This window comes from Streptomyces sp. Mut1 (assembly GCF_030719295.1).
In the GTDB taxonomy this organism is placed as follows: Bacteria; Actinomycetota; Actinomycetes; order Streptomycetales; family Streptomycetaceae; genus Streptomyces; species Streptomyces castrisilvae.
The window spans coordinates 969,514-993,005 of the sequence record NZ_CP120997.1 but is presented as its reverse complement, the minus strand read 5'-3'; the positions used below and the strand labels follow the sequence as shown (position 1 = coordinate 993,005).

The following is a 23,492-nucleotide window of genomic DNA, read 5'->3' as shown; positions in this document are numbered from 1 at the left end:
CTGGAGCTGGGGGAGTGCTGGGGGCTGCCGCCCCATTCCCGTCGTTCGCCCGGAGGGCGGGCCGTGCGACGGAGGGGAATGGGACGACAGGGTCTAAGGGGTGTCGTGCCGTTCCGCTGCCTCGGCGATGTGCTTGATCTTCGCCAGACGCCGATCCCAGTCGGCCGCGAGCATGGTCATCCAACGCGCCGTCGCGTCGAGGGTCGCCGGCTTCACCGCGTAGCGGACCTCGCGTCCGACCCGGCTGCCGGAGACCAGTCCGGCGGCGTCCAGGACGGCGAGGTGTTTGGCCACCGCCTGTCGTGATATCGGAAGACTCTCGGCAAGCGTCGTCGCCGTGGCCTCGCCCTGCGCGGCGAGCAGTTGCAACAGCTCACGTCGCGTGTTGTCGGCCAGCGCGACCAGCACGCTGTCGACCACCCCGACGGAGCCCTGGCGTTCGTCCGTCACACGGACGACGCCTCGACGCGCGTCTTGACCGCGTCGAGCACCTGGGGCCAGCCGTCGGCGTTGTCGCTGTGCGCCTTGGCGCGCAGATCCTCGGACCCGGCCAGCGCCGCGAACCCGCTCTCGACGACGCGCAGCCGCGTCTTGTCACCCTCGGCGGTCAGAGTGAACTCCACCAGGGTGCTGTTGTTCTCGCTCAGCTCCTCACCGGGGAACGCGCTGGCCCAGCGGTACGCCACATAGGTCTGCGGCCGCACCTTCTCCACCCGCACGGGGAAGCTGCCGTACTCGGCGTTCTTGGCCACCGTCGATTCGCCCTCGACGGCCGCGGTGCCGGACGGGCTGGACGGGTCGGCCACCCAGAACCCCGGCTCGGTCACCAGCGACCACACCCGGTCCACGGGGGCTGCGATCAGGGTTTCGCGTTCGATCAGCCGTTCGCTCATGAGGGACTCCTTCATTGGTGCTCTTGCCAGCAACCCGATGGTTGCACATCGGGTCGTCAGGCGCAATCGAAAGGTTGCGTTCAGCGGGGACGGGCGGTACTGCCGCGGGGGGCGGCTTTCGTGTGGGATCCGTGTACGCGTGTTGCCGCGTTTCCGGAGGCGTCAGGGTATCGCGCAAGGTTTGGGTTGCGTGAGGGTTGAGTGACGTGCAACACTTTGGTTGCGGAATCCGATGGACCGGCCGCCGGGCAGGTCGGCTGGTCCTCGGCAACCGGGTCGGGCGCGCGGTGAGGCAACCTCCGGCCTCCTGACCGGACGGCACCTTACGGTGGAGGTCTCCGCGGCCGGCCGGTGCCACCGGGCGGTGGTCGTCGAGCGCGCCGCCGAGGCGGATGACTTCACACAGCACCGAGAGGCGTGGCGTGGCGACAGCCGCTGCCGCGACCTGAGATCACACATCAAGGAGATTCGACATGGCGACACTGAAGCCCGGAAGCATGCTGGTCGGCTCGACCCGTCCCGAGGAGCTGAAGGCCTGGTACATCAAGGCGCTGGCCCCGGAGTTCACCGGCGATGGCCCGATCGACCTGGGCGGCTTCCACCTGGTCGTCTGCGAGCGCGACGACATCGACGCGAAGAACGACCAGCCGGGTCGCTCGATCGTCAACTTCCATGTCGACGACTTCGACGCGGTGGAGGCCCAGCTGAGCGCGGCCGGCGCGGAGTGGATCTCGATCGAGGACCGCGAGCCGGGCAAGTTCGGCACGTTCTCCGACCCCGACGGGAACTACCTCCAGATCATCCAGTGGAAGTAGGACGCCTGAGGCCGGGCGTTCTCGCAGCCCCTCTTCCGGTCCGATGCGGACCGGAAGAGGGGCTGCCCGTTCGTGCCGACAGCGGTGGAGGCCGCCGAGGGCGTTCGCTTTCCGGCCGGCCTCAGTCCCGCTCCGCGCCGTAGGCCTGGGCGTAGTTCACGGCCCGCGGTGGCGGGAAGCGGGTGACGAAGTCGCACACGACGACATGGGTGGGGACGATGGTGATCACGGCCATCTCGCTGGTGCTCTCCCGCTTCACCCGCATCCACTCCTCCATCTGCGCCTCGTCGCCGATGTTCCGGCGGGACGCGTCGATGTGTTCCTGGGGGATACCCTGCCGGATCTCGATCGAGGCCGTTCCGCGTACGTTCATGATCAGCGGTGTGTAGGTGGTGGTGTCGACCGTGAAGGCGACCTGCGGGTGCGCCGTGAGCGCCTTGACCTTGTACGCTCCGGTCGGGGTGGCGAAGACGAAGGCCTTGCCGTTCCACATGTAGGAGACCGGCACCGCGCGTGGGTGGCCGTCCAGCCCCACGTATCCGAGCCGCATCGGGATCGGTGCCTCGATCAGCGTCCGGATCACCGGGTCCGTCTCCATCAGGTGCAGGATCTCGGCGTAGTTCATGGATACCGCTCCTTCTCGCCGGGCGGAACTCTTGGTCCGGTCTCTTGGGCGTCGTGGACGCCCGCTTCTCTCGTCGTGCCTGGCCGCAGGGGGTGCGGGGCCGCGGTCACACGGCGGCCTTGGGCTCCGGCACCTGCGGGAGCCAGGACACGGCGTCGTCGCGGAAGTGCTGGTTCCGAGGGACGAACACACGGTCGTCGTCCAGGCTCATGATCGTCACGAACACGGCGTCCGAGCCTTCGTCGAGCGCGCACACCCGGGAGCCGCAGTCGCCGCAGAACCCGCGCCCGGCGCCCGGCGAGGTCGCGTACCAGGCCGGCTCGCCGCCCGGACCGTCCCAGGCGAAGCCGGACAGGGGGAAGCCGACAAAAGCCATCATCGGGCCGCCGGAGAGCTTCCGGCAGTGCGGGCAGCTGCACACATGGGGGTAGAACGGCCGGCTGCTCGCGCTGTACCGGATCTTCCCGCACAGGCAGCCGCCGGTAAGGGTCCGCTGCTGGTCCATCTCGCTCATCGTGGTGTCCCCAGGCTCTCGGTCCGTCGGTTGTGCCCCGCGGGGAAGCCCGCTGTCGCCGGCGGGCTTCCCCGTTTCCCGAGGGCATCGGGCAGGCGTCAGAAGGTGCGGTCCGCCACCCGTACCCTCTCGACGTCCACCAGCGCCGCTCGCAGCGCGGCGGCCGGCAGGGGAGCCCCGAGGGCTTCCGTCCGGTCCTCGAAGGCGGTGTCCTGGTCGGCCATGTAGAGCCAGGTGTAGGCGGAGGTCTCCGGCTCGATGCGCCAGCTGTCCGCCAGTGATCCCACGTCGACGGTGTCGAAGCCGATCGTGTTGATCAGCGCCGACGCCCCGGTCTTCGCGGAGGCGTCGTTGCCGGCGATGCCCACGGCGCTGCGCTCCGGATGGCCGGAGGGCCGGGCGAGCTGGGTGATGTGGTGGGCCAGGATGCCGCTGAACGCCTTGACCAGGTGGACCCCGTCGAAGTGCTGCTGGATCAGCTCGCTGGTGGTCAGCTTCTCCGAGTCCAGCTCCTCGATGCGGCCGTCGCGGATCGGGTAGTAGTTGCTGGTGTCCAGCAGGGTCCGGCCCCGCAGCGGCGCCGCCGGGACGGACCGGTAGTCGGTGACCGGCAGGGCCATCACGACGAACTCGCCGGCCCGGGAGGCCTGTTCGACGGTGCCGGCCGTGGCCAGCGGGCCCAGGTCCGCGACGAGGCCGGCGAGGCTCTCGGGGCCGCGGGAGTTGGACATCACGACCGGAATGCCGTTCCCGACGGCGAGCCGCGCGATCACGGTGCCCATGACTCCGCTGCCGATGATTCCAAGGGTGGACATGACGACTCCTCAGGATTTTTTGGTGGACTCTCTCGTGCCGGGGACGGCTCGGCACCGGTCAGATGTAGTAGGTGTTGGGCTCCAGGCCGCAGAGGATCCGGCCGTAGGTCTCGGCGTTGACATCCGGATTCATCATCGCGTGCAGGCCGAAGGTCTGGAGGTCGTTGGCTATCTGCTGGACCGGCACCTTGGTGTAGGCCGCGGAGCCGCCGCTGGACGAGGCGAGGATCTCCACCGCCTCCCGGGTCAGCCGCACGGCCGAGCCCTCGTCCGCGCGGCTGCGGCCGCGTTCCGCCATCTCCCAGGGCTCGGCCGAGGCGCACTTGGCGTCCAGCTGGGCGGCCAGCCGGGTCGCGTGGAACTCCGCCTCGTCGATCTTCATCACCGCTTCGGCGACCCGCAGATGGGTCACCGGGGCCTCGCTCTGGCTCGGGTACTCGGTGTAGGTGATCTTGCGGCCGGGGAGCCGCTCGAAGAAGAGGTCCCGCACCGCCTTGCCCATGCCGACGGCGACCCCGACCGTGGACGCCGCGCCCACGACGATGAGCGGAGCCCGGTACATCGGCGAGTCGGCGTTCAGCTTGGAGACCGACTGGCCACCGAGGACCATGGGCGCCGGCAGGATGCGTTCCTGCGGGATGAACAGGTCCTTCGCGGTCGTGGTGACGCTCCCGGTTCCGCGCAGGCCGCCGGTGTGCCAGTCGTCGACGATCTCCAGCTCCGACACCGGGACCGGGCCCATCACCGGGTACGGCTGCCCGTCCGGGTCGAGGAAGATCGCCGCCACCTGCTGCCAGGTGCTGCTCAGGGCGCCGCTGATGAACGGCCACGAGCCGTTGACCAGGACGCCGCCGGGAACGGGGACGGCCGTCGCGGTCCCGGCCCCGATGGTGGCGCAGAGCCCTGTGCCGGCCTCCGCGAACACCTCGTCCTGGACCTCGTCCGGGTACAGGCCCACGCCCCAGCCGGCGACCCAGGAGCTGGCCACCACCCAGGCGGCGGACCCGTCGGCCTTGGCTATCTCCTCGGCCACCGCCACCATGGTCTGCGCGTCGCTCTCGTACCCGCCGTAGCGCAGCGGGATCCGCATCCGGAAGACGCCCGCGTCGCGCAGGGCCTCCACCGAGTCCGGGTGCAGCCGGCGGTTCTCCGTCGACCACGCGGTGTTGGCCCGCAGCACGGGCGCGATCGCGGACACCTGCCGCACCAGCTGTTCCCGGGTCGGGATGACGAACGTTGACATGACTTCTCCTCAACGGACTTGTGGGATCAGGGGTCAGACGAAGAACGCGTTGAACGCGTCGATGACGGCCTGCGGCGCCTCCTCGACGAAGTAGTGGCCCGCGTCGGGCACCAGCACGACCCGCACGTCGCTCCCCTGGGTGGGCAGCGTCGCCTCCATCTGCTTGGCGAACATGCCGTCGCCGAGATTGGAGACCAGGCCGAGCATGGGCGCGGTCACCTGCCCGTAGGTTCCGAGGTCGGCGATGTCCTGGCCGAACGTCTGGTACCAGCCGTTCCCGCCGCGGATCCCGTCCGCCGTGTCGTACGCCCGGGTGTAGACGGCCCGGTCCGCCGGGGTCACCGCGCCCTGGTCCAGCAGGAAGTTGTCGAAGACCCAGTCGATGAGGAAGTGGGCGCGTCCGGCCAGCAGTTGTTCGGGCAGGCCGACGACCTGGTTGAAGGCGAACCACCACGGGAAGAAGGGCAGGCCCGGGGCCGGCAGCACGGGGATCTGGTACATCGAGGCGTCCGGGTGGAGCACGTCGAGCAGGGCGACCCTGCGGGTGGCCTCCGGGTGGTTGACCGCGAAGCTGAACGCGACCTGGGCGCCGACGTCGTGGCCGGCGATGTCCACCTGGTCGTAGCCGAGTGAGCGGACGAACCCGTGGACGACCCCGGCCATCGTCTTCTTGTCGTACCCGGTGGCGGGCTTGTCCGAGCCGCCCATGCCGGGGAGGTCGAGCGCGATGACCCTGCGGCCGGCCGCGGCGAGGGCGGGCATCACCTTGTGGAACTCCCACCAGGTCTCCGGCCAGCCGGGCAGCAGGACCAGCGGAGTGCCCTCCCCGCCTGCGACGTAGTGGAGGCGGAGACCGTTCACGGTGGCGTATTCGCTGCGGAAGCCGCCGTCCAGGGAGTTCGCGAGTTCGGCATCGGTCGGGACGCCCGGGGCTTCCCCGCCGGCGTCCGGTGTGTTCGTACGGCTGCTGTTCGTCGTCACTGTTCCCACTCCTCGTGGTCGTGGCCGAAACAGGTATGCGAAGGACCGGCCCACGGGCTCGGTGCTGCTCAGCCATCATCGAAGATGGAAATCCCACCGGCCTCTTCCTACGTGCCCTCCCGCTTTCCCGGGCGGGGCGGACGCCGGCTCCGGGGCATGCGTGCGCGACGGCTCGGCGGGCCGGTTCCCACCGCCTGCCAAGCCGTGTCCGGGAGTCGCGACGACGTACGGGGCAGCGCCGGCCAGCGGCCCTGCCCCGTACTCATGACGTGGACCGTGTCAGGGCAGCTTCTTCAGCCCGGCCCCGGTCAGGAGGTAGCCCGGCGCGACCGAGGCCGCCTCCGCCCGGACCAGCTCGACCATCGCCGAGCCGGCGATCTCCGGGGTGAGCAGCGGCCCCATCTGCTTCAGGTACTCCTCCTCGGACCGGCCGTCGCGGGCCGCGTACGCGCGGGCCGCCGACCGGCCCAGCTCGGTCAGCGGAGTGATCCGGGGCAGCACCGCGGAGAACGTGATGTCCAGTCCGGCGCGATTCGCCTCGTCCTGGGCGTATCCGGTGATGAAGCGCTGGGTGGCCTTGGCGCCGGCGTAGCCCCCGGAGAGCGGCGAACCCGCCATCGCGGCACCGCTGCTGACCACGATCACCCTGCTGCCGGGCCGCAGCGGAGTGAGCAGCGCCTCCCGCAGCCAGTGGAACGCGATCCTGACATCGGTCTGCCAGTTGACCGAGAAGGTCTCCCAGGTCTGGTGTTGCAGCGGACGCATGTGCGGGCTCGCGCCCGCCGCCAGGACGACGACCTCGGGCCGGTACCGGTCGAGGAGGCTGCCCGCCACTGTCGGGTCGCCGGCGTCGGCGAGTTCGGGCACGGTGCTGCCGGCGCCGCCGGCCGGCTCGGGGAACGGCGCCGCGGTGCGCGAGACGGCGACCACCCGGGAACCGGCCCCGGCGAAGGCCGTGGCGATCCCATGGCCCAGGCCGCGGCTCGCGCCGACGACGATGGTGGTCTTGCCGGACAGGTCGCTCATGATGTCCTCCAGGTAACGGGCGTGTCCGGTCGCGGACGGTCAAGAACTCCGGCCCCGGGACCTGTCGCGGGGAGGCAGCAGGTCCCGGAGCCGGAGTCACGGGCCCCCGGCTGTCGCCGGAGGGCGGGGAGGGCAACTCGCTACGACTTGAAGCGTGTGCCATTCCACCAGTTGTTGCCGGGCGCGGCCGCGTCCTTGCTGTCGTAGCTGTCCTTGTAGCGCCACCAGTCCCACGGGTGTTCGAGCTCGTCCTCCTGCCGGCCCAGGGCGGTGATGTCCAGGTAGTTGTAGAAGTTCTTGAAGATGTCCCCGCCCCGGTCGAAGACCGAGTAGGTGTGGAAGACGTCGTCGCCGTCACGGATGAACGAGCTCACCCCGGGCGACTCGCCCATCTCGGTGGCGGCCTCGTAGTCGTAGTTGAAGTCGCTGCCGAACGACGAGTACCAGGGGTACTTCCAGCCCATCCGGGCCTTGAAGGGTTCGAGCTTCGCCAGCGGTGCCCGGGAGACCAGGGCGAAGCTGGTGTCGCGGGCCCACATGTGGGCGAGTTCGCCGACGCTGTCCGTCTGCATGGAGCAGCCGATGCAGCCCTCTTCGTCGTCCGGGCCGAACATGAAGTGCCGGACGATGAGCTGGCGGCGGCCCTCGAACAGGTCGAGCAGCGTCGCTGTGCCGTCCGGCCCTTCGAAGAGGTACTCCTTCTCCGCCTTGACCATCGGCAGCTTCCGGCGCTCCGCGGCAATCATGTCGCGGGCGTTGGTGACCTCCTTCTCCTTCTCCAGGAGCGCCCTGCGGGCCTCCAGCCACTCCGACCGGGAAACTATCTTCGGAAGGTTCATCGGGTTCTCCCTGGGTGGTCTGCTTCGGAGTTGCGATTACCGGCCGGTCTTTTCGCGGGCCAGAAGACTGCGGCGCTCGATCTTGCCGACCGGTGTGCGGGGGATCTGATCGATGAACTCGATCCGCCGGATCTTCTTGTAGGGGGCGACCCGTTCGGCGACGAAAGCCATGATTTCCTCCGGCGTGACCGGCTCGCCGGTCACCACGAATCCCTTGGGGATCTCGCTGGCCTCCTCGTCCGGCACGCCTATGACCGCCGCGTCGGTGACGTTCGGGTGCGACATCAGGACCGCTTCGAGTTCGACCGGGGACACCTGCTGGCCCTTGTACTTGATGAGTTCCTTGATGCGGTCGACGAGGAAGAGTTCTCCGTTCTCGTCCACATGGCCGAGGTCGCCGGTGTGCAGGAAACCGTCCGGTTCGAGCACCTTGGCGGTGGCCTCCGGGGCGTTGAGGTAGCCCTTCATCACGTGCGGGCCGCGGATCAGGACCTCGCCGTCCTGGTTGTGCCCGAGTTCCTCGCCGGTGGTGATGTCGAGGATCTTGCATTCGATGTTGGGGGAGGTGGGGCCGACCGACCCCGGGGCCACCGGGTCGGCGAGCTGCATGAACGAGACCAGTGCCTCGGTGAGGCCGTATCCCTGGCCGATGCTCACCCCCAGGCGCCGCCGGCAGAGCTCGGCGGTACCGGGGTCGAGCGCGGCGCCGCCGGAGACGATCGAGCGGAGCGAGGAGAGGTCGTACCGGTCCACCAGCGGGCTCTTCGCGAGGAGGACGGCGATGGTCGGTACGACGTAGAGGCGCGTGACGCGGTGCTCCTGGATCGCCTTGAGGTAGGCCTCGGGGTCGAAGCGCGGCATCGTCACGAGTGTCGCGCCCTGGAGCAGACTGGCGTTCATCGTCATGATCAGGCCGAAGGCGTGGTGGAAGGGCGGGACGGCGAGCACCGTCTCGGCCTCGTCCAGGGGCGCGACCAGGCTGGTCTGGAGCACGTTGGCGATCATGTTCCGATGGGTCAGCAGCACCCCCTTGGGATAACCGGTGCTGCCGCTGGAGTGGAGCACGGTCACCACGTCCCGCGCCGGGTCGATGGCCGGCTCGGGCGGCGCTCCGTCGGCGAGCAGTGCGGAGAACGACGTAGCGCCCTCCGCCTCACCGAACACGATGATCTCCTCGACCTTCGTCCGCGCGGTCACCGCCGTGGCCTTGGCCACCTCGGACGGCACGGTCACCAGCAGGCGCGCGCCGGTGTCGTTCAGGTGGGCGGTGAGATCGTCCGCCGTGTCGAGGGGATTGAGCACCACCACCGTGCCGCCCGCCAGGGCGGCGGCGTGGTACGCGACCGGGTAGGCGGGCACGTTCGGGGCGAGGAGGGCCAGCACGTCGCCCTTGCCGAAGCCGCGGGCATGGAGTCCGGTGGCGGCGCGGCGCACCGCCGATGCGAGCTGCCCGTACGTGTGACCGTTCTCCCCGTCCACGTCGACCGTCGCCAGCCGGTCCGGGTACTGCTCCGCCTGCCGCAGGATGAAGGAGGTGAACGTGGTCTCGGGAACGTGGACGCGCGGACGTGGGCCGGTGAATATCATGACGCGGCGTCCACCCGGCTGTACGTGCTGAGGCCGGGCTGGTAGTCGCGCTTTTCGAACTGCTTGAGCGCCACGTTGATCCACTCGTTGCCGCTCAGACGGGAGAGCTCCCAGAGCTTCGCCTGGTCGTAGTCGATCGACGCCGGGAGGTCCATGGTCGTGGTGCGCTCATAGACCTGCTTCGCCAGTTCCAGGGTGATCGGGTTCTTGTTGACGATCCTGCCGACGATCCGGTCGGTCTCCGCGTCCAGTTGATCCGCCGGGACGGCCTTGTTCACCAGCCCGTACGTCTCCGCCTGCCGCCCGGTGAGCGTGTCGCCGGTGAGGATGTAGTACAGCGCCTGCTTGCGCGGCAGGTTGTGGGTGGCCGCCCAGGTGGCTCCACCCGCCGGGAAGATGCCGAAGTTGATTTCGGAGAGTCCGAACTTCGCGGTCTCCGACGTGATGGCCAGATCGCAGATCCCCGCCACCAGGAACCCACCGCCGAAGGCGTACCCGTTCACCTTGGCGATGGTCACCGCGGGGAAGGCCTTCAGCCGCTTGAACCAATTGAGCGCCACCAGATTGGTCCGGTAGAACAACTGCGGGTCGTCGAAAGGCCGCAGGAAGCACTCTTCGAGGTCCATCCCGGAGCTGAAACTGTCACCGGAGCCGGTCACGACGACCGCCTTTACGGTTCCGGCCGCCTCGATCGCGTCCAGGGCCTCGTTCATATCCAGGTGCATCTGCGGATTCATCGCGTTCTTCTTGCCCGGCCGGTTCAGGTAAATCGTGGCCTTCGGTCCGTCGATCTCGACGTTCACCGTGTCCAGCGTGATCATTTTTTTGGCCTCTTCTCCAGACGAAGTGCGCACGCGCACAGCAATTCACCAATCCACCGTCCGTGGCTCCGGCCACGGATATGAGCATCACATCGGCTGTATCGGGTCGGCTTCTCCCAATGTGCTTTGCCGGGAATCGGTCCGGAGCGGTCCGCGGCGGTGCCGGCGGCGGGTGCACCTGTCCGGGGTCGCACGCGGTCAAGGGCCTTGCCGCCGGCGAGGTCCGGTCCCACCACGCCGGGATCCGAAGAGAGCAATTTGGAAGAGGCGAACCCGGCGAACCGGGGGCAGTCTGTTGTGCGGGAGGCACGTAGGCAGGCCAGTTCGCCATCGTGAGCAGCGGGAGGGTGCTGGTTCCGCTCGTGCCGGGGGAACCCAGGGATGTGCTTACTCGCTGGTCTCGGAATTCGGTAACCACCTCAGGGGGTGCCGCACTCCGGCAGCTGTTTCTGCGATCTTTCCGCACAGTTGAGAGACAACCAGGGAGGAACTTCGTATGGATCACTCCGGCATGCCTGGGATGGCACCCACCGTTTCGACGGTGGACACCGTGGGCGCTGTTCTCTTCATCGGCTGGGCCGTCGCGATGTGGGCCGCCGTCGCCGTGCTCGCGGTCGGGAACCGGAGGGAGGTGAGGCCGTGGCTGTACAAAGTCGCCGTGGGGCTCGTAGGCGTTGGCGTGGTGGGCCAGATCGGCCACTTCCAGGAACATGTCACGCAGGCCGGCTACTGGATCGCCCATCCCTACGCTCCCGCGTGGATGACTCCGTGGGCCGACAGCTTTGCCCGTGGGATGGGTCAGGTCGACGCCGGCAAGCCCGCCCTCGGGATGGAGATCCTGCACCTGGTGGGCAACTTCATCTTCCTCGCCGGACTGGTCGGCATCGTGCAGATCACGCACCGGGTCGCCGGACAGCTGAAGGCGCGCAAGTGGGCCAGGATGGGCGTCTGGATGCAGGGCATCCACGGCATCGAGCACATCGTGCTGACGGCTTCCGTGGCGCTGGGCGCGAGCCGGGCCATCGGACTGTCCACCTGGTTCGGAGCCATCGAACCGGGCCCGGCACTGGCGACGTACCGGGTCTGGTGGCACTTTGTGGCCAACGCGGTGGGCACGGTCATCCTCGGTATCGCCGTCTACCACCTCTGGAAGGAGAAGCGGGCGGTCAGGGAGAGTTTCGGTCTCCTGGGGGACGTGGAAGTCGCGGCTGCCCCGGCCGGCTCCGAGGAGGGCTCCGCGAGCGCACTCGAACCTCTGGGGCGCCACTGAGGGACATCGGCTCCCTGGCCCGGTCATCGCGCGGAGCGTGTGACCGGGCCTGTTCATTGCCGAGCCCTTCGCGGCGCGATTCGGCCCGGCCCGGGTAGCCGCGCTCCTCGACGGGAGTCCGCCCCTGGGAGCCGAGCGCGTACTTCGGGAACACCATTCCACCCGCGGCCGTCCTCGCGGGTGACGATGAGCACGACGGGGAGCCAATGAGGCGCCCGTGCCGACGAGTTGAGACTTCGAATGTCTCCTCGACGCACGGGCGCCTCATGCGTTGCGCCAACGGCGCCTTCGTCCCCGTCGGTGGCCGCTGCGAATGGCTCACTCACGGGCGCGGTCCGGGTCCTGGCCCGTGAAATCAGCGGCCCTGATGGCTTGAGCACTTCAGTGATCTTCGTGCCGCATATTCTCGGCGTCGTCGCGAGAGCCGTGCCCAAGCGCCACGAAGCCGTGCTCGATGAGCGTGGCGTCGGGCGGAGCGCCGAAATGGCTGTGTCGAACAGCGGCGGAGACAGGCCACCGCACCGTGACGTCCCGGTGCCGGCGGGACCTCCGGTCCCCAAGTTCGGTAGGAACCCCAGACTTGAGGAACTACTTCATCACGGCCACGACGACGAGGTGGTGCTTGGAGTCGGGGACGCGCCGACGTGTCCCGGTTGCGCCGGGCTGCCTCGAACACCGCTTCGGGTCCCCCAGCTCCACCAGCGGGTGAAGCAGATGAAACCCGTTCCGGGGCAGAGATTTAATCCGCATCGCACTGAACGCCTTCAACGGACGCGGTACCGTAAACGCGATTTTCGGCCATCTTCTCTCAACGTCCTGCTCAAACCGCAATTTTGAAGATGCGAACGGTTTCGAACAGTTAAACGATATTCCTCCGCCAGACTCGGCCGCCACGGCATCGGCCGAGTTCGACACGTTCGGGGAAGGTGTACCGCCACATGAGGGAGCCACCGCACGACCGGTACAGAACGATCAGGCAACCCAAGACGGACCCGCCAACCCGCAGGGTAACTCGCTGTAACGAACGCGCCGGTGGGCCGGGCCGCGCTGCGACCGCTCACCGGAACAATTCTGATCGGGGATCCCGAAGTTCCCGACAGGCAATTGGTACTTCCGTGCACATGCAAATGCATTCTCAGCATCCAAAGCCGGGGGATACGGATGGCCACAGAGGCAGCGATCGAGCGCAGTATAAAAGCTATGTGGAATCACCACGCCGACCCGCTCTCCCTGGGACAACTGGCGGACACTGCCTTTTACAGCAAGTTCCACTATTCGCGGATGTTCAACGAGGTGACCGGGACGTCGCCGGGCCGGTTCCTCGCCGCGATCAGACTGTTCATGGCCAAGCGGCACCTGCTGGAGACCGCTGCCAGCGTCTCGGACATCACCTACCGAGTGGGATACAACAGCCTGGGCACGTTCACCAGCCGCTTCACCCGCAGCGTCGGCATCGCGCCGACCAGGTACCGCTTCCTGGCCCGCTGCGGCATGCCCCCGCTCACCCTGCCGGCCGCCCAGGCCGGCCACGGGTTGTCCACCGTGGCCGGAAGGCTGCACTTCCCGGCCGACGTCGGCCCGGTCCGGGTCTATGTGGGTGCTTTCAGCACCCCGATCATGGAGGGACTGCCGCGCTCCTGCGACATTCTTGACGAGTGCCGTCCGTTCCGCCTGAACGTCCCCGACGGGCTGTGGTTCATCCGGGCGGCGGCCGTGATGCTGCACGACGGCGCGCCGGGCCCGCAGGTCCGCCTGCCCAGGCTGATCGGCTCGGGGTGGGCGGTCCGGGCCCGCGGCGGACGTATGTACAACGCCGATGTGCAATTACGGGCGGCCACCCAGCTCGACCTGCCGATCCTGCTGGCCCTTCCGGAACTGGACGGCCCGTACCACCGGCCGCTGCACGCCGTCCCGTCCGGTGAGGCAGGGTTCGCCGACAGCGGGTTCGGGAGGGCTCCCTGTGCGGGCGACTGCCAGGCGGATCCGTGGGGCCGGGCCGGAGCGCATCGGCTGAGGGCCGTGCCGGAGGTGTCACCCTAGGCCCTGTCGGCACATTCCCGTCTGCCGGCCGACGCCATGCGCGCCCTCTCGCCGCACCGGCCCCGGACCCGAGTACGCCCAGTACGAGGGTCCGGGGCCGGCACGTCGAGAGTCACGACCTGAGGATCACCTGCTGGAGCTCGGCCGTGCACATCATGTAGCCGTCCGGGGTCGGCAGCTGCTCCAGGTAGTGGCCGAGGTCCGCCCCCAGCGCGAACACCCTCACCGGGGTGCCCGCCGCGCGCCCGGACTCCACCACCCTCCGTATGCCGTCGATGACGGCCGGGTGCCGGGTCTGATAGGACCCGGCGACCAGGTGGTTGCCCCGGTCCGCCGCGAGGTAGAACTGCACCAGGTCCTTCGTGCCGACGAACAGCTCGCTGGCCCCCGAGGCACAGATCTCCGCGGTGGCGTGCACCGCCGCGGGCGTCTCGATGAACGCGGACACCGGCATGTCGGCCGGCAGTTCCAGGTGCCTGCTCAGCGTGGCGAACTCCTCCGCGTCGTTGACGAAGGGAATCGAGAGGTGCACCCGGCCCACCTCGTCACCGAGCCGCTTGCGCAGGGATCCGAGCACCGCGTGCAGCGCGTCCCGGTAGGCGTCCGAACCCAGCAGCCAGCGGGCGCCGTGCAGGCCCAGTTCGGGGTTGGGTTCGACCGCGACCTGAGCCAGCTCGGTGACCCGGGCAGCGTGGTCGGAGCGGAGGTCGAGCAGCCGCAGGACGAGCCGTTGCTCGGGCAGGAGAGCCTCCACGAACCTGCACAGCCGGTCCGCGACGGCCTGCCCGTACGCCGTGATGTCGGCCGGGCTGCCGCCCACCGCGTCCAGCGGACGCAGGCCCGCCGCCAGGCAGAGGAACTCCTCCCGGATGAAGAAGGAGTCGACCCGCTTCGCGTCCGGACCGCAGGCGTTGATCGTGGCGATGTCCTGGAGATCCGCGATGACCGCGCAGGCCGAGCCCAGATCGTCCAGTGAGGGGTCCGCCGCCGGGCTCGCGGCCCGGGAAACCGTGCCGGACTCCACAACGATCGACTGGCTCTCCAGATGCAGCGTCACCTCGCCGGTGACGCCGGCGAGGTCGCTCTCGTCGACACGGAGCACGGGTATCCCCCTGCCGCGGCAGATGGACTGCATGTGCCCGGTCAGCCCGCCCGCGCCGCAGACGACCGCACGTGACGCCACCATTGCGTCGTAAAGGCCCGCTTCGAGGGAACTGGCGACGAGGATCGATCCCTGAAGTGGACTCCTTGTGCGGTTACAAGTGCCGCGCAGCACCTTCTCTGTTCCGTCGCTCAACAGGAACCCTTGAATTCGTCGCCCGCTCAACTGGTCCTCCGCGTCCTAGGAGTTCGCTATCCCGAGTTGTCTGCGCAGTTCCTTCGGCGTAACTGAGATGTCCGTGAGCCGTTCGACGGCTGCCCGGTTGACGACAACCCTCATCAGGCGGTCGCGCCGGGAGGCATCCACCGAAAGGCCAGGCGGTTCCGCCACGGCCCGAATACAGGAATCCAAACGGGAATCGATGAGTTCCCGCTCACTTCGAGTACGTGTGGCCAGCCTCCTCACCTCCAGAGTCACAGCTTCCTCGAATTCGGCCCGGTCCACTTCCTTGATATTGCTGGAACGGGCATAGTATTTGGCCAAGCTCTCGGCCAAAACGTCGTCGCTCGGTTCCAGCCGCCCGATGACATGTGCGGCAACCGCGATCGAGTGGTTCTTGATGGCCGCGAGATTGAAGGTGAACGCACCGGTCCGGCCGTTCCGGACCATCTCGTCGCCTTCCCTGAGCACACCGACCGCGAAGACGGGCCCGGCCGCCTCCCCGCCGGGCCCCAGCAGCGCCCCCCGTTCGTCGACCTCCAGACCGCGCCCGGTGCGCTCGTGGGGGACCGCCGTCCCCCGGCGCAGGAGGTTCCTCCAGAGCGGCCGGCCGACCCTGGCGTAGTCCGACTCCCTGCTGAAGTTGGAAATCACCAGGTCGGCCTCGATGGACCGGGTCCCGTTCCTGGCGTCGACGGAGACGGCCAGTCGCCCGGACTCCGTCGGCTTGATCCCGGCCACCTTGCCGACCACCAGTCGCACGGTCCCGTCCGCCGGGTGCATCGCGCGCTCGATGATCTCCATCGTGTACTCCACCGCGCCCACCCGGAAGGCGGCGATCGCGGTGCCGAACTCATCGAGCAGCCCCCGTAGTTCCGCGGAGGGAATCAGCTCGATGGCCTTGGGCAGATGCGGCTCCCACGCCTTGGCCACCCGCTCCGCGACCACGGTCGGGTGGATGCCGGGGTGCTCGCGGAGGACCGTCGAGCACGCGGCTTCCCACTCGCTCCGGACCCGGGCCAGGAACTCCTCACGATGGGCATACGGCTCCAGCAGTGTCTTCGGGCAGGGCAGCCGCACCACTTCGTGTTCATGGCCCGCGGGGTACGTACGGAACACCGTCCCGGTCCTGGAGACCAGATGGATCCTCCCCGTGTGGCCCTGGCGCAACAGCAGGCCCGCCGAGTCGTACGCGCTCAGCACGGACCCGACGATCGCCACGGTCGCCCCGGGCGGGAGCGTCGTCAGTTTCCGGACGCCGGCCGCGGAGTACGGGTTGCGCACGAAGGACTCGTGATCGAGCACCTCCGCGGCGAACGGCGGCTCCCTGAGCTCCAGGCCGGTCGCGAGGATGACGCGGTCGGCGAAGAGCACCGTCGTCTCCCGGTCCTGCCCGCCTCCGGAACCCTTCCCCGCGCCGTCCGGGGAGAAGTGGCGCACCGTCACATCGACGCCGGTCGGACGGACCTCCAGGTCGACCGCCTCGCCGTCCGCCTCGACGAGCACGACACCGGGACAGGCTTCCCGCCTGGCCTCGGCCAGCCGGTCGACCAGGTAGTCCTGGAAGATCCGCCGGGGTGCCGGTCCCTCCTCGGCGAATGTCATCCCGGCCCAGGGGGCCGGCCAGTCCCCGCGGTCGGCCTCCGAGTTGGCCCAGCGGATGAAGTCGTGGACGTCCTCACGGAAGGCCGACATCCGGCCCGCCTGGATGTTGAACACATGACCCCAGGGGTTGCCGTCGCGGTGGTAGGCGACACCCGCGCACCGGTAGTCGGAACGCCGCTCCAGCAGAATGACTTCCAGGGGGTCGCGCGCGAAACGGAGCAGTCGCATAGCGGTGGCGGCGCCGGCCAGGCCCGATCCGACAATGAGCACTCTTGGGCATAAACCTGTTCGAAGTATGGTGAAACCTCCCCGAAGAGGATGGGAATGCGGCTCTGCCGACTCACACCAGCCCCGGGCTTTCACGAAGCGGGCTGTCCGGCAGTCGGGCAGAAAAGCAGAAAGTGCCTTGACCAGCAGGAACAGGGACTATCGAGGCCCTTGTTCCGGCCATGGTCCGAGGCGCTTCCCGGGTGAAGCACTCTATCGGGCCCGGCGCCGGGTTCCGAGGGTGCTCGGGCTGCCGCGACGATGCGCCGCCCGGCCGAGGCGGGTGGGATCTGCCGGAGCCGCGCGCCGGTCGATCGCCGGCCGGACGTAAACGTATCGACGTCTCGGGGCTGTCCTCAGGTGTCCGTGAAAGCGACCCGGGAGGCTACCAGTGCTGCCCCTGTTCGAAGAGCCGGCTGTCCTGTCGGCGTGGTTCCCCGTCATCATCGAGGTGCTGCGTCTGCTGCGCTCCGCCCGTACCGTGCCGACCCCGGTCACGGTGATGGTCCTCGTGGACCGGGAGCCGCGTGGCGGGGAGGGAAAGAAGTGATGGGGACCGGTGACGAGGTGCGGCCGCCGCACGAGTTGATGCGGGACTTCGAGGAGTTCTTCGAGCGCATGTCCCCGAAGCTCGTCGCCCGCGCCTACGGGCTGTGCGGGAACATGCAGGACGCCGAGGACGTGGTGCAGGAGGCGTTCGCGGCCATTCTGCCCCAGTGGGAGCGGTACAGCAGGTACGAGACGCCCGAGGCCGTCGTACACCGCGCCATGTGCCAGCGGGTCTGGAAGTTGCGGCGAAGGCACACGCGTTGGCTCAAACGCATCGCGGATGTCCCCCGGCCCTGCCCTCGTCCCGACCCGCAGCTCAGCGTCGAGACCCGTGAAGTGCTCTGGGCGCTGCGGGAACTGCCGCTCCGTCAGCGCACCGTTGTCGACCTGCACGTGGATGAGTTCTCGGCGCAGGAGATCGCGGACAAGCTGGGTATCTCCGTCAAGACGGTGAGGGTCCACCTGTTCAAGGCGCGAGCGAGCCTCAGAGAGATCTGCGGGCAGACGGAGGAGCGGGAGGGTCGTCCCGGCCTCCTGCCCACAGCCGTCGGCCCGGCCCTCGGTGTTCTGCCGCTGAACCTGGACGAGGGTGAGGAGGAGGAGGCGGTGGCCGCTGTCCGCCGTGCCGAGGAAGAACTGCTCCGCCACTTCGAGGCGGACCGTGCCACCAGGAGCCGGATTCTGGCCGCCCTGCGGGAAGTCGCGGTCCGGCAGTCGTGGTCCGTGGAGGGGGCGGCATGACCTCGGCGCCGCCGCGGCTGCGGAAGTACCGGCTGACGAGCGCCCTGCGCAGGGCGGCCGCCCGTCTGGCGCTTCTCTGCCTGCATGCGACCGGCCCCTGTCTCCTGCTGGGCTACATACTGGCCTGGGCCGGACTGATGGTGTTGTGCGTCGAGGCCTCGGGGCCCGCCGGCGCGGGCTTGACGACCGCGGTCACCCACTGCCTGAAGCTGATGCTGTACGTGTCCGTTGCCACGGCGGCCATGGTGGGGCCCGTCGTTGTCCCACTCATCGGCGTGGTCCGTATCGTCCGTGAGGAAGAAGAGCCCCGCCCACCGGGTGCGGTGCCGCTCGAGCGGACGGACGCTCCGGAACTGTGGCGCCTGGTCGCCGATCTCGACCTGCTCCTCGGCACCCCCGGGGACACCAGGATCTGGCTCACGGCCTGCGTGAATGCCGAGATGGGGGTCCGGCCGCTGCTGGGCCGGCCCCGGAGCAAGACCCTCTACCTCGGTGCGCCGCTGCTGGCGGGGGTCGACCGCGAGGAACTGCGCGCGGTCCTGTGCCATGAGCTCGCCCACTGCGCCGGACGGCATCACGGATGCGGCGCCCTGGCCATCCGCACCTCCAGAATCCTGCGCGACGTGGGCCGGAAGCTGCCCGAGGCGATGACGGTCACGACGGACGTGGGCTGGTGCAATTGGCTGCTGAAGCGGAACACCCGCTTGCTGATCGCGCTGTTCGGCAGGTACCGGAAGCTGCATGACCGCCTCAGCCGGTCCGCCCGCCACCGGCAGGAGCTGGAAGCCGACCGGATCGCCGCGCTGTACGTGGGCCGGGCCTCGATGCGACGCGCGCTGTTGCGAGCCGCTGAGACGGCGGTGGCGTGGGAGGCGTTCCGGGGGACGATCCCGAGGACGGCCCGGAGCGGCTGGGGCGGGATCTACCGGTCCCTGGGCGACGCGCTGCCCGCACGCACGGGTCATCCGTCGCACCGGATCATGGGCCGGCGTACGTTCTCGCACCCCGCGCTCGGAGAACGCCTGGCAGCCCTCGGCCCGGAGGAGGACGACCCTCCGCGGGCCGGAGAACCCGGCCTGCGGCTTCTGTCATCGGCCGCCGGAGAAACCGGAGTGCGGTGGCCGAAGCTGCCGCGCCCGGACCCGCACGCCCCGGCCACTGCCGCCCGGACACAGAAGGAGCGGCCGCCGGTACCGGTGCGGGCGGCGCTGATGGTGCTCGTCGGAATCCTGTCCCAGTTCTCCCTCATCGCCCGCATTCTCGGGTGACGCGGCCGCGTGCACCGGGCGTTCCGAGGCGAGGGAGCGGCACTGTGGTCTGCGGCACAGACGGCGCCCCGCGATCCGTGCCGCCCGTGCGCTCCGCCCCAGCTCAGCGCGGGCTCGGGCGACTGCCGGAGCTGCCGTACGGCCCCGGGGGGAGTGACCGGCGTCTCTACCCCGGAGGCCGTTCGGGCTGGCACTGTGGTCGGGTCCCGGCAGGGTGCCGGGTACGTCTACTGCCGGCCGACCGAACGAGATGCCATGAGCGCGACTGCCGCCAACCTCACCGCCGCCCGCCGCCGCAACCGGACGGGCGGCCCCGACGACGGCCCCAAGCTGCTTGAGCACGTCATGGGCTGGACGCTCGTGGTCGTCGTCGCGATGCTCATCACCCAGCTCCATCTGCTCTAGTGCCCCGCCGGGACACGACAGGGGGCGAGGAGCCCGCCCGGCTCCCCGCCCCTTGTGATCCGTGCGTCGGCGTCAGCTGATCGCCTTGATCAGCTCGCCGTCGGTGGTGTCACCGCTGAGCTCCCAGAAGAAGGTGCCGCCCAGCCCCTGCTGGTTCTTGTACTCCATCTTGGTGCCGATGGTGGCCGGGGTGTCGTAGCTCCACCAGTTGCTGCCGCAGTGCGCGTACGCCGTGCCGGCGACCGTGCCGGTGGCGGGGCAGCTGTTCTTCAGGACCTTGTAGTCCTCGATGCCCGCCTCGTACGTGCCCGGGGCCGCGCCCGTCGCCGTACCGCCCGGCTCGTCCTGGGTGACGCCGGTCCAGCCGCGGCCGTAGAAGCCGATGCCGAGCAGCAGCTTCGATGCCGGGACGCCCTGGGCCTTCAGCTTCTCGATGGCCGCCTCGCTGTTGAAGCCCTCCTTGGGGATGCCCGTGTAGGAGGTGAGCGGGGAGTGCGGGGCCGTCGGACCCTGCGCGTCCCAGGCGCCGAAGAAGTCGTACGTCATCGGGTTGTACCAGTCGAGGTACTGCGCCGCGCCGCCGTAGTCGACGGAGTCGAGCTTGCCGCCCTCCGAGCCGTCCGCGCTGATCGCCGCGGTGACCAGGTTGTCCGTGCCGAACTTCGAGCGGAGCGCCGACAGCAGGTTGCCGTAGGCGTCGCGGCCGCTGGTGTCACAGGTCAGGCCGCAGTCGTTGGGGTACTCCCAGTCGATGTCGATGCCGTCGAAGACATCGGCCCAGCGCGGGTCCTCGACCAGGTTGTAGCAGGACTCGGCGAACGCGGCCGGGTTCTGGGCCGCCTCACCGAAGCCGCCCGACCAGGTCCAGCCGCCGAACGACCAGAGCACCTTGAGGTCGGGGTGCAGCTTCTTCAGCTTGCGCAGCTGGTTGAAGTTGCCGGCCAGGTCCTGGTCCCAGGTGTCCGCGACCCCGTCGACGGACTGGTCGGCGGTGTAGGTCTTCTCGTAGTCGGCGTAGGAGTCGCCGACCGTGCACTTGCCGCCCTGGACGTTGCCGAAGGCGTAGTTGATGTGCGTCAGCTTGTCGGCCGAGCCGGAGGTCTCGATGTTCTTGACGTGGTAATTGCGGTCGTAGACACCCCATTCGGTGAAGTATCCGACCACCTTGTCGCCGGCCGCTGTGGGGGCGGCGGGCGCTGCTGCCGGTGCGGCGGCCCGGGGTGCGGCGGGGGCCGCGCCGGCGGAGCCGGTGCCCGCGACGCCCAGCAGGGCGGCGCCCAGGGCAGCGGTGCACGCGGCGGCGGCGACAGCCCGCAGGCGGGCTCCCGGGCGGTGCAGTCCGGTCATTGGTTGCTCCTCGTGGGGGAGGGGACGTGCCGGTGGACGACCGGCTTTCGGCGCTCGCACATACTTGGCATGAACGCGGAAAGCCGGTTCGCTGGGAACCGTAGATGGACTAGACCAGTCGGGTCAATGGTTCGGACCAATCTCCGTGATCGTCGGGCTGTCCGCAGGTGTTGATCCGCACGTGCGGTCAACCGGTGACGGATGCCGTCCGATCGGGCATACTCGACCCGCCACAGCCGCCTGCCTGCACCTCTCGTAATCCGGGAGGGCAACATCGGCTGGGGAACAGTGATTTCGGGCATCGCCCGGAGATCCCCCGGCGGCGCCGCTCACACCCCGCGCGCGCGACCGCCGCAACGCCCGACAGGGAGGAGAGCGCCGTCATGTCCGACCGTGCCCCGCAGTGGGTCGAACGCCGTCTGCCCACCGAGGAGTCCAGCCAGCTCGTCGCACTCGTCCGCGACATCGTCCAGCGGGAGATCATGCCGCGGGCCGCCGAGGAGGAGGAAGCGGGCCGCTTCCCCCGCGAGGTCTTCACCCTGCTCTCCGAGTCCGGGCTGCTCGGCCTGCCCTACGACTCCGCCCACGGCGGCGGCGACCAGCCCTACGAGGTCTACCTCCAGGTCCTCGAAGAGCTCAGCGCCGCCCGGCTCACCGTCGGCCTCGGCGTCAGCGTCCACTCCCTGGCCTGTCACGCCCTCGCCGGCTACGGCACCAAGGACCAGCAGGCCGAACACCTCCCCGCGATGCTCTCCGGCGGCCTGCTGGGCGCCTACTGCCTCTCCGAGCCCGCCTCCGGCTCCGACGCCGCCTCGTTGCGCACCAAGGCCGTACGGGACGGCGACGACTGGGTCATCACCGGTACCAAGGCGTGGATCACGCACGGCGGCGTCGCGGACTTCTACACCGTGCTGGCCCGTACCGGCGTCGAGGGCCCGCGCGGCATCACCGCCTTCCTCGTCCCCGGCGACGCCGCCGGACTGAGCGCCGCCGTCCCCGAGAAGAAGATGGGCATGAAGGGCTCGCCCACCGCCCAGCTCCACTTCGACGGGGTGCGCGTCCCGGACGTGAACCGGATCGGTGAGGAGGGCCAGGGCTTCGCGATCGCCCTGTCCGCCCTCGACTCCGGCCGGCTCGGCATCGCCGCCTGTGCCATCGGCGTGGCCCAGGCCGCGCTGAACGAGGCCCTCGGCTACGCCACCGGGCGCGAACAGTTCGGCCGCCCCATCGCCGACTTCCAGGGGCTGCGGTTCATGCTGGCCGACATGGCCACCCGGATCGAGGCGGGCCGGGCGCTCTATCTGGAGGCCGCCCGGCTGCGGGACGCGGGCCGCCCCTTCTCCCGCCAGGCCGCCATGGCCAAGCTCTTCTGTACGGACGCCGCGATGCAGGTGACCGTCGACGCCGTCCAGGTGCTCGGCGGGTACGGCTACACGCAGGACTTCCCCGTCGAACGCCTCATGCGCGAGGCCAAGGTGCTCCAGATCGTCGAGGGCACCAATCAGATCCAGCGGATGGTCATCGCCCGCCACCTGGCGGGCCCTGAGTCCCGCTGACCCCGAGCGGCCGCTCCGCCCACACGGGCGTCGTCATGATCCGGTTCCAGTCCTGGTCATGACGGCCCGGCAGGGTCCGCCCGGTGCTCTCCCAGTGCCGCAGCAGTGCCCGGTAGATCGGCGGATCGCTCGACTGGGGCACCGGGCGCGGCGCGGAACGGGGCGGCTCGGACCGCGACGCCGGTACGGAACCGGATTGCGGAACCGATTCTTCGGGGGCCGGAACGGAGAGACGACGGCGACCGGGGCCGGCCGTGGAATGCAGCGGGGTCATACCGGGCCAACGCCGCGGGAGGCGGCCGGGTCACTGGCTGTTCGATTCGGGCGCGTGTTCACCCGGTTCTCCGCGGTGGCCGGGCCGCTCGCGCACCCCGGCCGGACGGGCGGCGGCTCAGGCGGCCTCGCGCCGCGGCTGCGCCGGCACCCTGATCGGGCGGGAGCCGGCACCACCGGCGTGCGAGAACGGCTGCATCCTCCAGTCCAGCCCCTGGGGGAGCGTCAACAGCAGGGCCGTCTCCTGCTCCTGGGACCCGGCCGTCTCGTCCGCGGGCCGCGCCCCGGCCGCCGAACGCCCCGTACCGGCGCACACGGTGAGCCCGAACGGATTCCACGGAGACGGGCACAGCGCGTGCTCCGGCAGCACGTCCTCATCGGCCAGCAGCGCGATGGGCTGCGCGCAGTCCGGGCAGAGGACCCGGTACATCTCGAATGTGTCGTACGTGTCGGCGGCGGCGTCCTCGAACGGATCGACGGGCTCCGGTTCGATACGTCCGGTGAGCTTCAGGCTGTGCATGGGAAATCCCCCCTCGGGTGGGCCGACATGGCGCCGTGGCCTCGGCCACAGCAAGCACTTCCCGCCGCCGATCGGCCGTAACCATTCCGTGTCCGACTACCGGTCCGTAAACCTGTGGCGTTGGTCACATGCCCGGCGCAGGTGCCGTCCCAAGGGCTGGGCAGCTGTGCC

23 protein-coding genes are annotated in these 23,492 nt (G+C 69.4%); 8 read left to right on the top strand and 15 right to left on the bottom strand.

The window, feature by feature from the left end:
• Positions 1 to 93 precede the first annotated feature (93 nt).
• Positions 94 to 450, bottom strand: coding sequence for an ArsR/SmtB family transcription factor (locus P8A18_RS03985; protein WP_103516765.1), 357 nt, complete (start codon positions 448 to 450; stop codon positions 94 to 96).
• Positions 447 to 893, bottom strand: coding sequence for an SRPBCC domain-containing protein (locus P8A18_RS03980; RefSeq protein WP_018551305.1), 447 nt, complete (start codon positions 891 to 893; stop codon positions 447 to 449). Before P8A18_RS03980 ends, P8A18_RS03985 begins: the two co-directional genes overlap by 4 nt.
• Positions 894 to 1,366: 473 nt before the next feature.
• On the opposite strand from P8A18_RS03980, the gene P8A18_RS03975 reads away from it, so the two are divergent.
• The gene (locus tag P8A18_RS03975; RefSeq protein ID WP_306051875.1) at positions 1,367 to 1,708 is read left to right on the top strand and encodes a VOC family protein; all 342 of its coding nucleotides are present in this window, start codon (positions 1,367 to 1,369) and stop codon (positions 1,706 to 1,708) included.
• A 121-nt stretch (positions 1,709 to 1,829) separates the two neighbouring features.
• Here P8A18_RS03975 and P8A18_RS03970 read toward each other — a convergent pair whose 3' ends face one another.
• From P8A18_RS03970 to P8A18_RS03930, 9 genes are all read right to left on the bottom strand, one after another.
• On the bottom strand, positions 1,830 to 2,333 hold the full coding sequence (locus P8A18_RS03970) for a pyridoxamine 5'-phosphate oxidase family protein (protein ID WP_306051874.1): 504 nt from the start codon (positions 2,331 to 2,333) through the stop codon (positions 1,830 to 1,832).
• A gap of 106 nt (positions 2,334 to 2,439) precedes the next feature.
• Complete coding sequence (locus P8A18_RS03965; protein ID WP_306051873.1) at positions 2,440 to 2,847, bottom strand: GFA family protein; 408 nt, start codon at positions 2,845 to 2,847, stop codon at positions 2,440 to 2,442.
• Positions 2,848 to 2,945: 98 nt separating this feature from the next.
• A complete protein-coding gene (locus P8A18_RS03960; RefSeq protein ID WP_306051872.1) occupies positions 2,946 to 3,662 on the bottom strand; it encodes an NADPH-dependent F420 reductase in 717 nt (238 codons plus the stop codon).
• 58 nt (positions 3,663 to 3,720) lie between these two features.
• Positions 3,721 to 4,905 (bottom strand): acyl-CoA dehydrogenase family protein, encoded by a 1,185-nt coding sequence (locus P8A18_RS03955; RefSeq protein ID WP_306051871.1) that lies wholly within the window; start codon positions 4,903 to 4,905, stop codon positions 3,721 to 3,723.
• A gap of 33 nt (positions 4,906 to 4,938) precedes the next feature.
• Positions 4,939 to 5,886, bottom strand: coding sequence for an alpha/beta fold hydrolase (locus P8A18_RS03950; RefSeq protein ID WP_306051870.1), 948 nt, complete (start codon positions 5,884 to 5,886; stop codon positions 4,939 to 4,941).
• 279 nt (positions 5,887 to 6,165) lie between these two features.
• The gene (locus tag P8A18_RS03945; protein ID WP_306051869.1) at positions 6,166 to 6,912 is read right to left on the bottom strand and encodes an SDR family NAD(P)-dependent oxidoreductase; all 747 of its coding nucleotides are present in this window, start codon (positions 6,910 to 6,912) and stop codon (positions 6,166 to 6,168) included.
• A gap of 140 nt (positions 6,913 to 7,052) precedes the next feature.
• Positions 7,053 to 7,751 carry a DUF899 domain-containing protein gene (locus tag P8A18_RS03940; RefSeq protein ID WP_306051868.1) on the bottom strand — a complete coding sequence of 233 codons (699 nt, stop codon included), beginning with the start codon at positions 7,749 to 7,751 and terminating at the stop codon, positions 7,053 to 7,055.
• 36 nt (positions 7,752 to 7,787) lie between these two features.
• Entirely contained in the window at positions 7,788 to 9,338 is a 1,551-nt protein-coding gene (locus tag P8A18_RS03935; protein ID WP_306051867.1) for an AMP-binding protein, read from the bottom strand.
• Positions 9,335 to 10,159, bottom strand: coding sequence for a p-hydroxycinnamoyl CoA hydratase/lyase (locus P8A18_RS03930; RefSeq protein WP_306051866.1), 825 nt, complete (start codon positions 10,157 to 10,159; stop codon positions 9,335 to 9,337). Before P8A18_RS03930 ends, P8A18_RS03935 begins: the two co-directional genes overlap by 4 nt.
• Positions 10,160 to 10,655: 496 nt before the next feature.
• Between P8A18_RS03930 and P8A18_RS03925 the strand changes: the two genes are divergently transcribed.
• Positions 10,656 to 11,429, top strand: coding sequence for a DUF6008 family protein (locus P8A18_RS03925; RefSeq protein WP_306051865.1), 774 nt, complete (start codon positions 10,656 to 10,658; stop codon positions 11,427 to 11,429).
• A 1,200-nt stretch (positions 11,430 to 12,629) separates the two neighbouring features.
• Positions 12,630 to 13,469: a helix-turn-helix transcriptional regulator gene (locus tag P8A18_RS03920; RefSeq protein ID WP_306051864.1), complete on the top strand. Its 840-nt coding sequence runs from the start codon at positions 12,630 to 12,632 to the stop codon at positions 13,467 to 13,469.
• 112 nt (positions 13,470 to 13,581) lie between these two features.
• On the opposite strand, the gene P8A18_RS03915 is transcribed toward P8A18_RS03920, so the two are convergent.
• Together P8A18_RS03915 and P8A18_RS03910 are read right to left on the bottom strand one after the other, a co-directional pair.
• Positions 13,582 to 14,745: a putative PEP-binding protein gene (locus P8A18_RS03915; protein WP_306051863.1), complete on the bottom strand. Its 1,164-nt coding sequence runs from the start codon at positions 14,743 to 14,745 to the stop codon at positions 13,582 to 13,584.
• A gap of 66 nt (positions 14,746 to 14,811) precedes the next feature.
• Positions 14,812 to 16,692, bottom strand: coding sequence for an FAD/NAD(P)-binding protein (locus tag P8A18_RS03910; protein WP_371933758.1), 1,881 nt, complete (start codon positions 16,690 to 16,692; stop codon positions 14,812 to 14,814).
• Positions 16,693 to 17,053: 361 nt separating this feature from the next.
• On the opposite strand from P8A18_RS03910, the gene P8A18_RS03905 reads away from it, so the two are divergent.
• From P8A18_RS03905 to P8A18_RS03890, 4 genes are all read left to right on the top strand, one after another.
• Positions 17,054 to 17,212 (top strand): hypothetical protein, encoded by a 159-nt coding sequence (locus P8A18_RS03905; RefSeq protein WP_306051861.1) that lies wholly within the window; start codon positions 17,054 to 17,056, stop codon positions 17,210 to 17,212.
• The gene (locus P8A18_RS03900) at positions 17,212 to 17,952 is read left to right on the top strand and encodes an RNA polymerase sigma factor (protein ID WP_306051860.1); all 741 of its coding nucleotides are present in this window, start codon (positions 17,212 to 17,214) and stop codon (positions 17,950 to 17,952) included. The genes P8A18_RS03905 and P8A18_RS03900 overlap by 1 nt, the downstream gene beginning before the upstream one ends.
• The gene (locus P8A18_RS03895; protein WP_306051859.1) at positions 17,949 to 19,220 is read left to right on the top strand and encodes a M48 family metallopeptidase; all 1,272 of its coding nucleotides are present in this window, start codon (positions 17,949 to 17,951) and stop codon (positions 19,218 to 19,220) included. Before P8A18_RS03900 ends, P8A18_RS03895 begins: the two co-directional genes overlap by 4 nt.
• Before the next feature lie 255 nt (positions 19,221 to 19,475).
• Complete coding sequence (locus P8A18_RS03890; RefSeq protein WP_018551289.1) at positions 19,476 to 19,625, top strand: SCO1431 family membrane protein; 150 nt, start codon at positions 19,476 to 19,478, stop codon at positions 19,623 to 19,625.
• Positions 19,626 to 19,697: 72 nt separating this feature from the next.
• On the opposite strand, the gene P8A18_RS03885 is transcribed toward P8A18_RS03890, so the two are convergent.
• Positions 19,698 to 20,972, bottom strand: coding sequence for a glycoside hydrolase family 18 protein (locus tag P8A18_RS03885; protein WP_018551288.1), 1,275 nt, complete (start codon positions 20,970 to 20,972; stop codon positions 19,698 to 19,700).
• Between the two features lie 383 nt (positions 20,973 to 21,355).
• On the opposite strand from P8A18_RS03885, the gene P8A18_RS03880 reads away from it, so the two are divergent.
• Positions 21,356 to 22,528: an acyl-CoA dehydrogenase family protein gene (locus P8A18_RS03880; protein ID WP_306051858.1), complete on the top strand. Its 1,173-nt coding sequence runs from the start codon at positions 21,356 to 21,358 to the stop codon at positions 22,526 to 22,528.
• 391 nt (positions 22,529 to 22,919) lie between these two features.
• Here P8A18_RS03880 and P8A18_RS03875 read toward each other — a convergent pair whose 3' ends face one another.
• Positions 22,920 to 23,321 carry a hypothetical protein gene (locus tag P8A18_RS03875; protein WP_306051857.1) on the bottom strand — a complete coding sequence of 134 codons (402 nt, stop codon included), beginning with the start codon at positions 23,319 to 23,321 and terminating at the stop codon, positions 22,920 to 22,922.
• Positions 23,322 to 23,492: the final 171 nt, after the last annotated feature.

Bases quoted from the DNA above. Each gene is read 5' to 3' on its own strand.
- P8A18_RS03980 (WP_018551305.1), bottom strand. From the start codon at position 893: ATGAGCGAACGGCTGATCGAACGCGAAACCCTGATCGCAGCCCCCGTG.
- P8A18_RS03975 (WP_306051875.1), top strand. From the start codon at position 1,367: ATGGCGACACTGAAGCCCGGAAGCATGCTGGTCGGCTCGACCCGTCCC.
- P8A18_RS03970 (WP_306051874.1), bottom strand. From the start codon at position 2,333: ATGAACTACGCCGAGATCCTGCACCTGATGGAGACGGACCCGGTGATC.
- P8A18_RS03965 (WP_306051873.1), bottom strand. From the start codon at position 2,847: ATGAGCGAGATGGACCAGCAGCGGACCCTTACCGGCGGCTGCCTGTGC.
- P8A18_RS03960 (WP_306051872.1), bottom strand. From the start codon at position 3,662: ATGTCCACCCTTGGAATCATCGGCAGCGGAGTCATGGGCACCGTGATC.
- P8A18_RS03955 (WP_306051871.1), bottom strand. From the start codon at position 4,905: ATGTCAACGTTCGTCATCCCGACCCGGGAACAGCTGGTGCGGCAGGTG.
- P8A18_RS03945 (WP_306051869.1), bottom strand. From the start codon at position 6,912: ATGAGCGACCTGTCCGGCAAGACCACCATCGTCGTCGGCGCGAGCCGC.
- P8A18_RS03940 (WP_306051868.1), bottom strand. From the start codon at position 7,751: ATGAACCTTCCGAAGATAGTTTCCCGGTCGGAGTGGCTGGAGGCCCGC.
- P8A18_RS03935 (WP_306051867.1), bottom strand. From the start codon at position 9,338: ATGATATTCACCGGCCCACGTCCGCGCGTCCACGTTCCCGAGACCACG.
- P8A18_RS03930 (WP_306051866.1), bottom strand. From the start codon at position 10,159: ATGATCACGCTGGACACGGTGAACGTCGAGATCGACGGACCGAAGGCC.
- P8A18_RS03925 (WP_306051865.1), top strand. From the start codon at position 10,656: ATGGATCACTCCGGCATGCCTGGGATGGCACCCACCGTTTCGACGGTG.
- P8A18_RS03920 (WP_306051864.1), top strand. From the start codon at position 12,630: ATGTGGAATCACCACGCCGACCCGCTCTCCCTGGGACAACTGGCGGAC.
- P8A18_RS03900 (WP_306051860.1), top strand. From the start codon at position 17,212: ATGGGGACCGGTGACGAGGTGCGGCCGCCGCACGAGTTGATGCGGGAC.
- P8A18_RS03895 (WP_306051859.1), top strand. From the start codon at position 17,949: ATGACCTCGGCGCCGCCGCGGCTGCGGAAGTACCGGCTGACGAGCGCC.
- P8A18_RS03890 (WP_018551289.1), top strand. From the start codon at position 19,476: ATGAGCGCGACTGCCGCCAACCTCACCGCCGCCCGCCGCCGCAACCGG.
- P8A18_RS03885 (WP_018551288.1), bottom strand. From the start codon at position 20,972: ATGACCGGACTGCACCGCCCGGGAGCCCGCCTGCGGGCTGTCGCCGCC.
- P8A18_RS03880 (WP_306051858.1), top strand. From the start codon at position 21,356: ATGTCCGACCGTGCCCCGCAGTGGGTCGAACGCCGTCTGCCCACCGAG.
- P8A18_RS03875 (WP_306051857.1), bottom strand. From the start codon at position 23,321: ATGCACAGCCTGAAGCTCACCGGACGTATCGAACCGGAGCCCGTCGAT.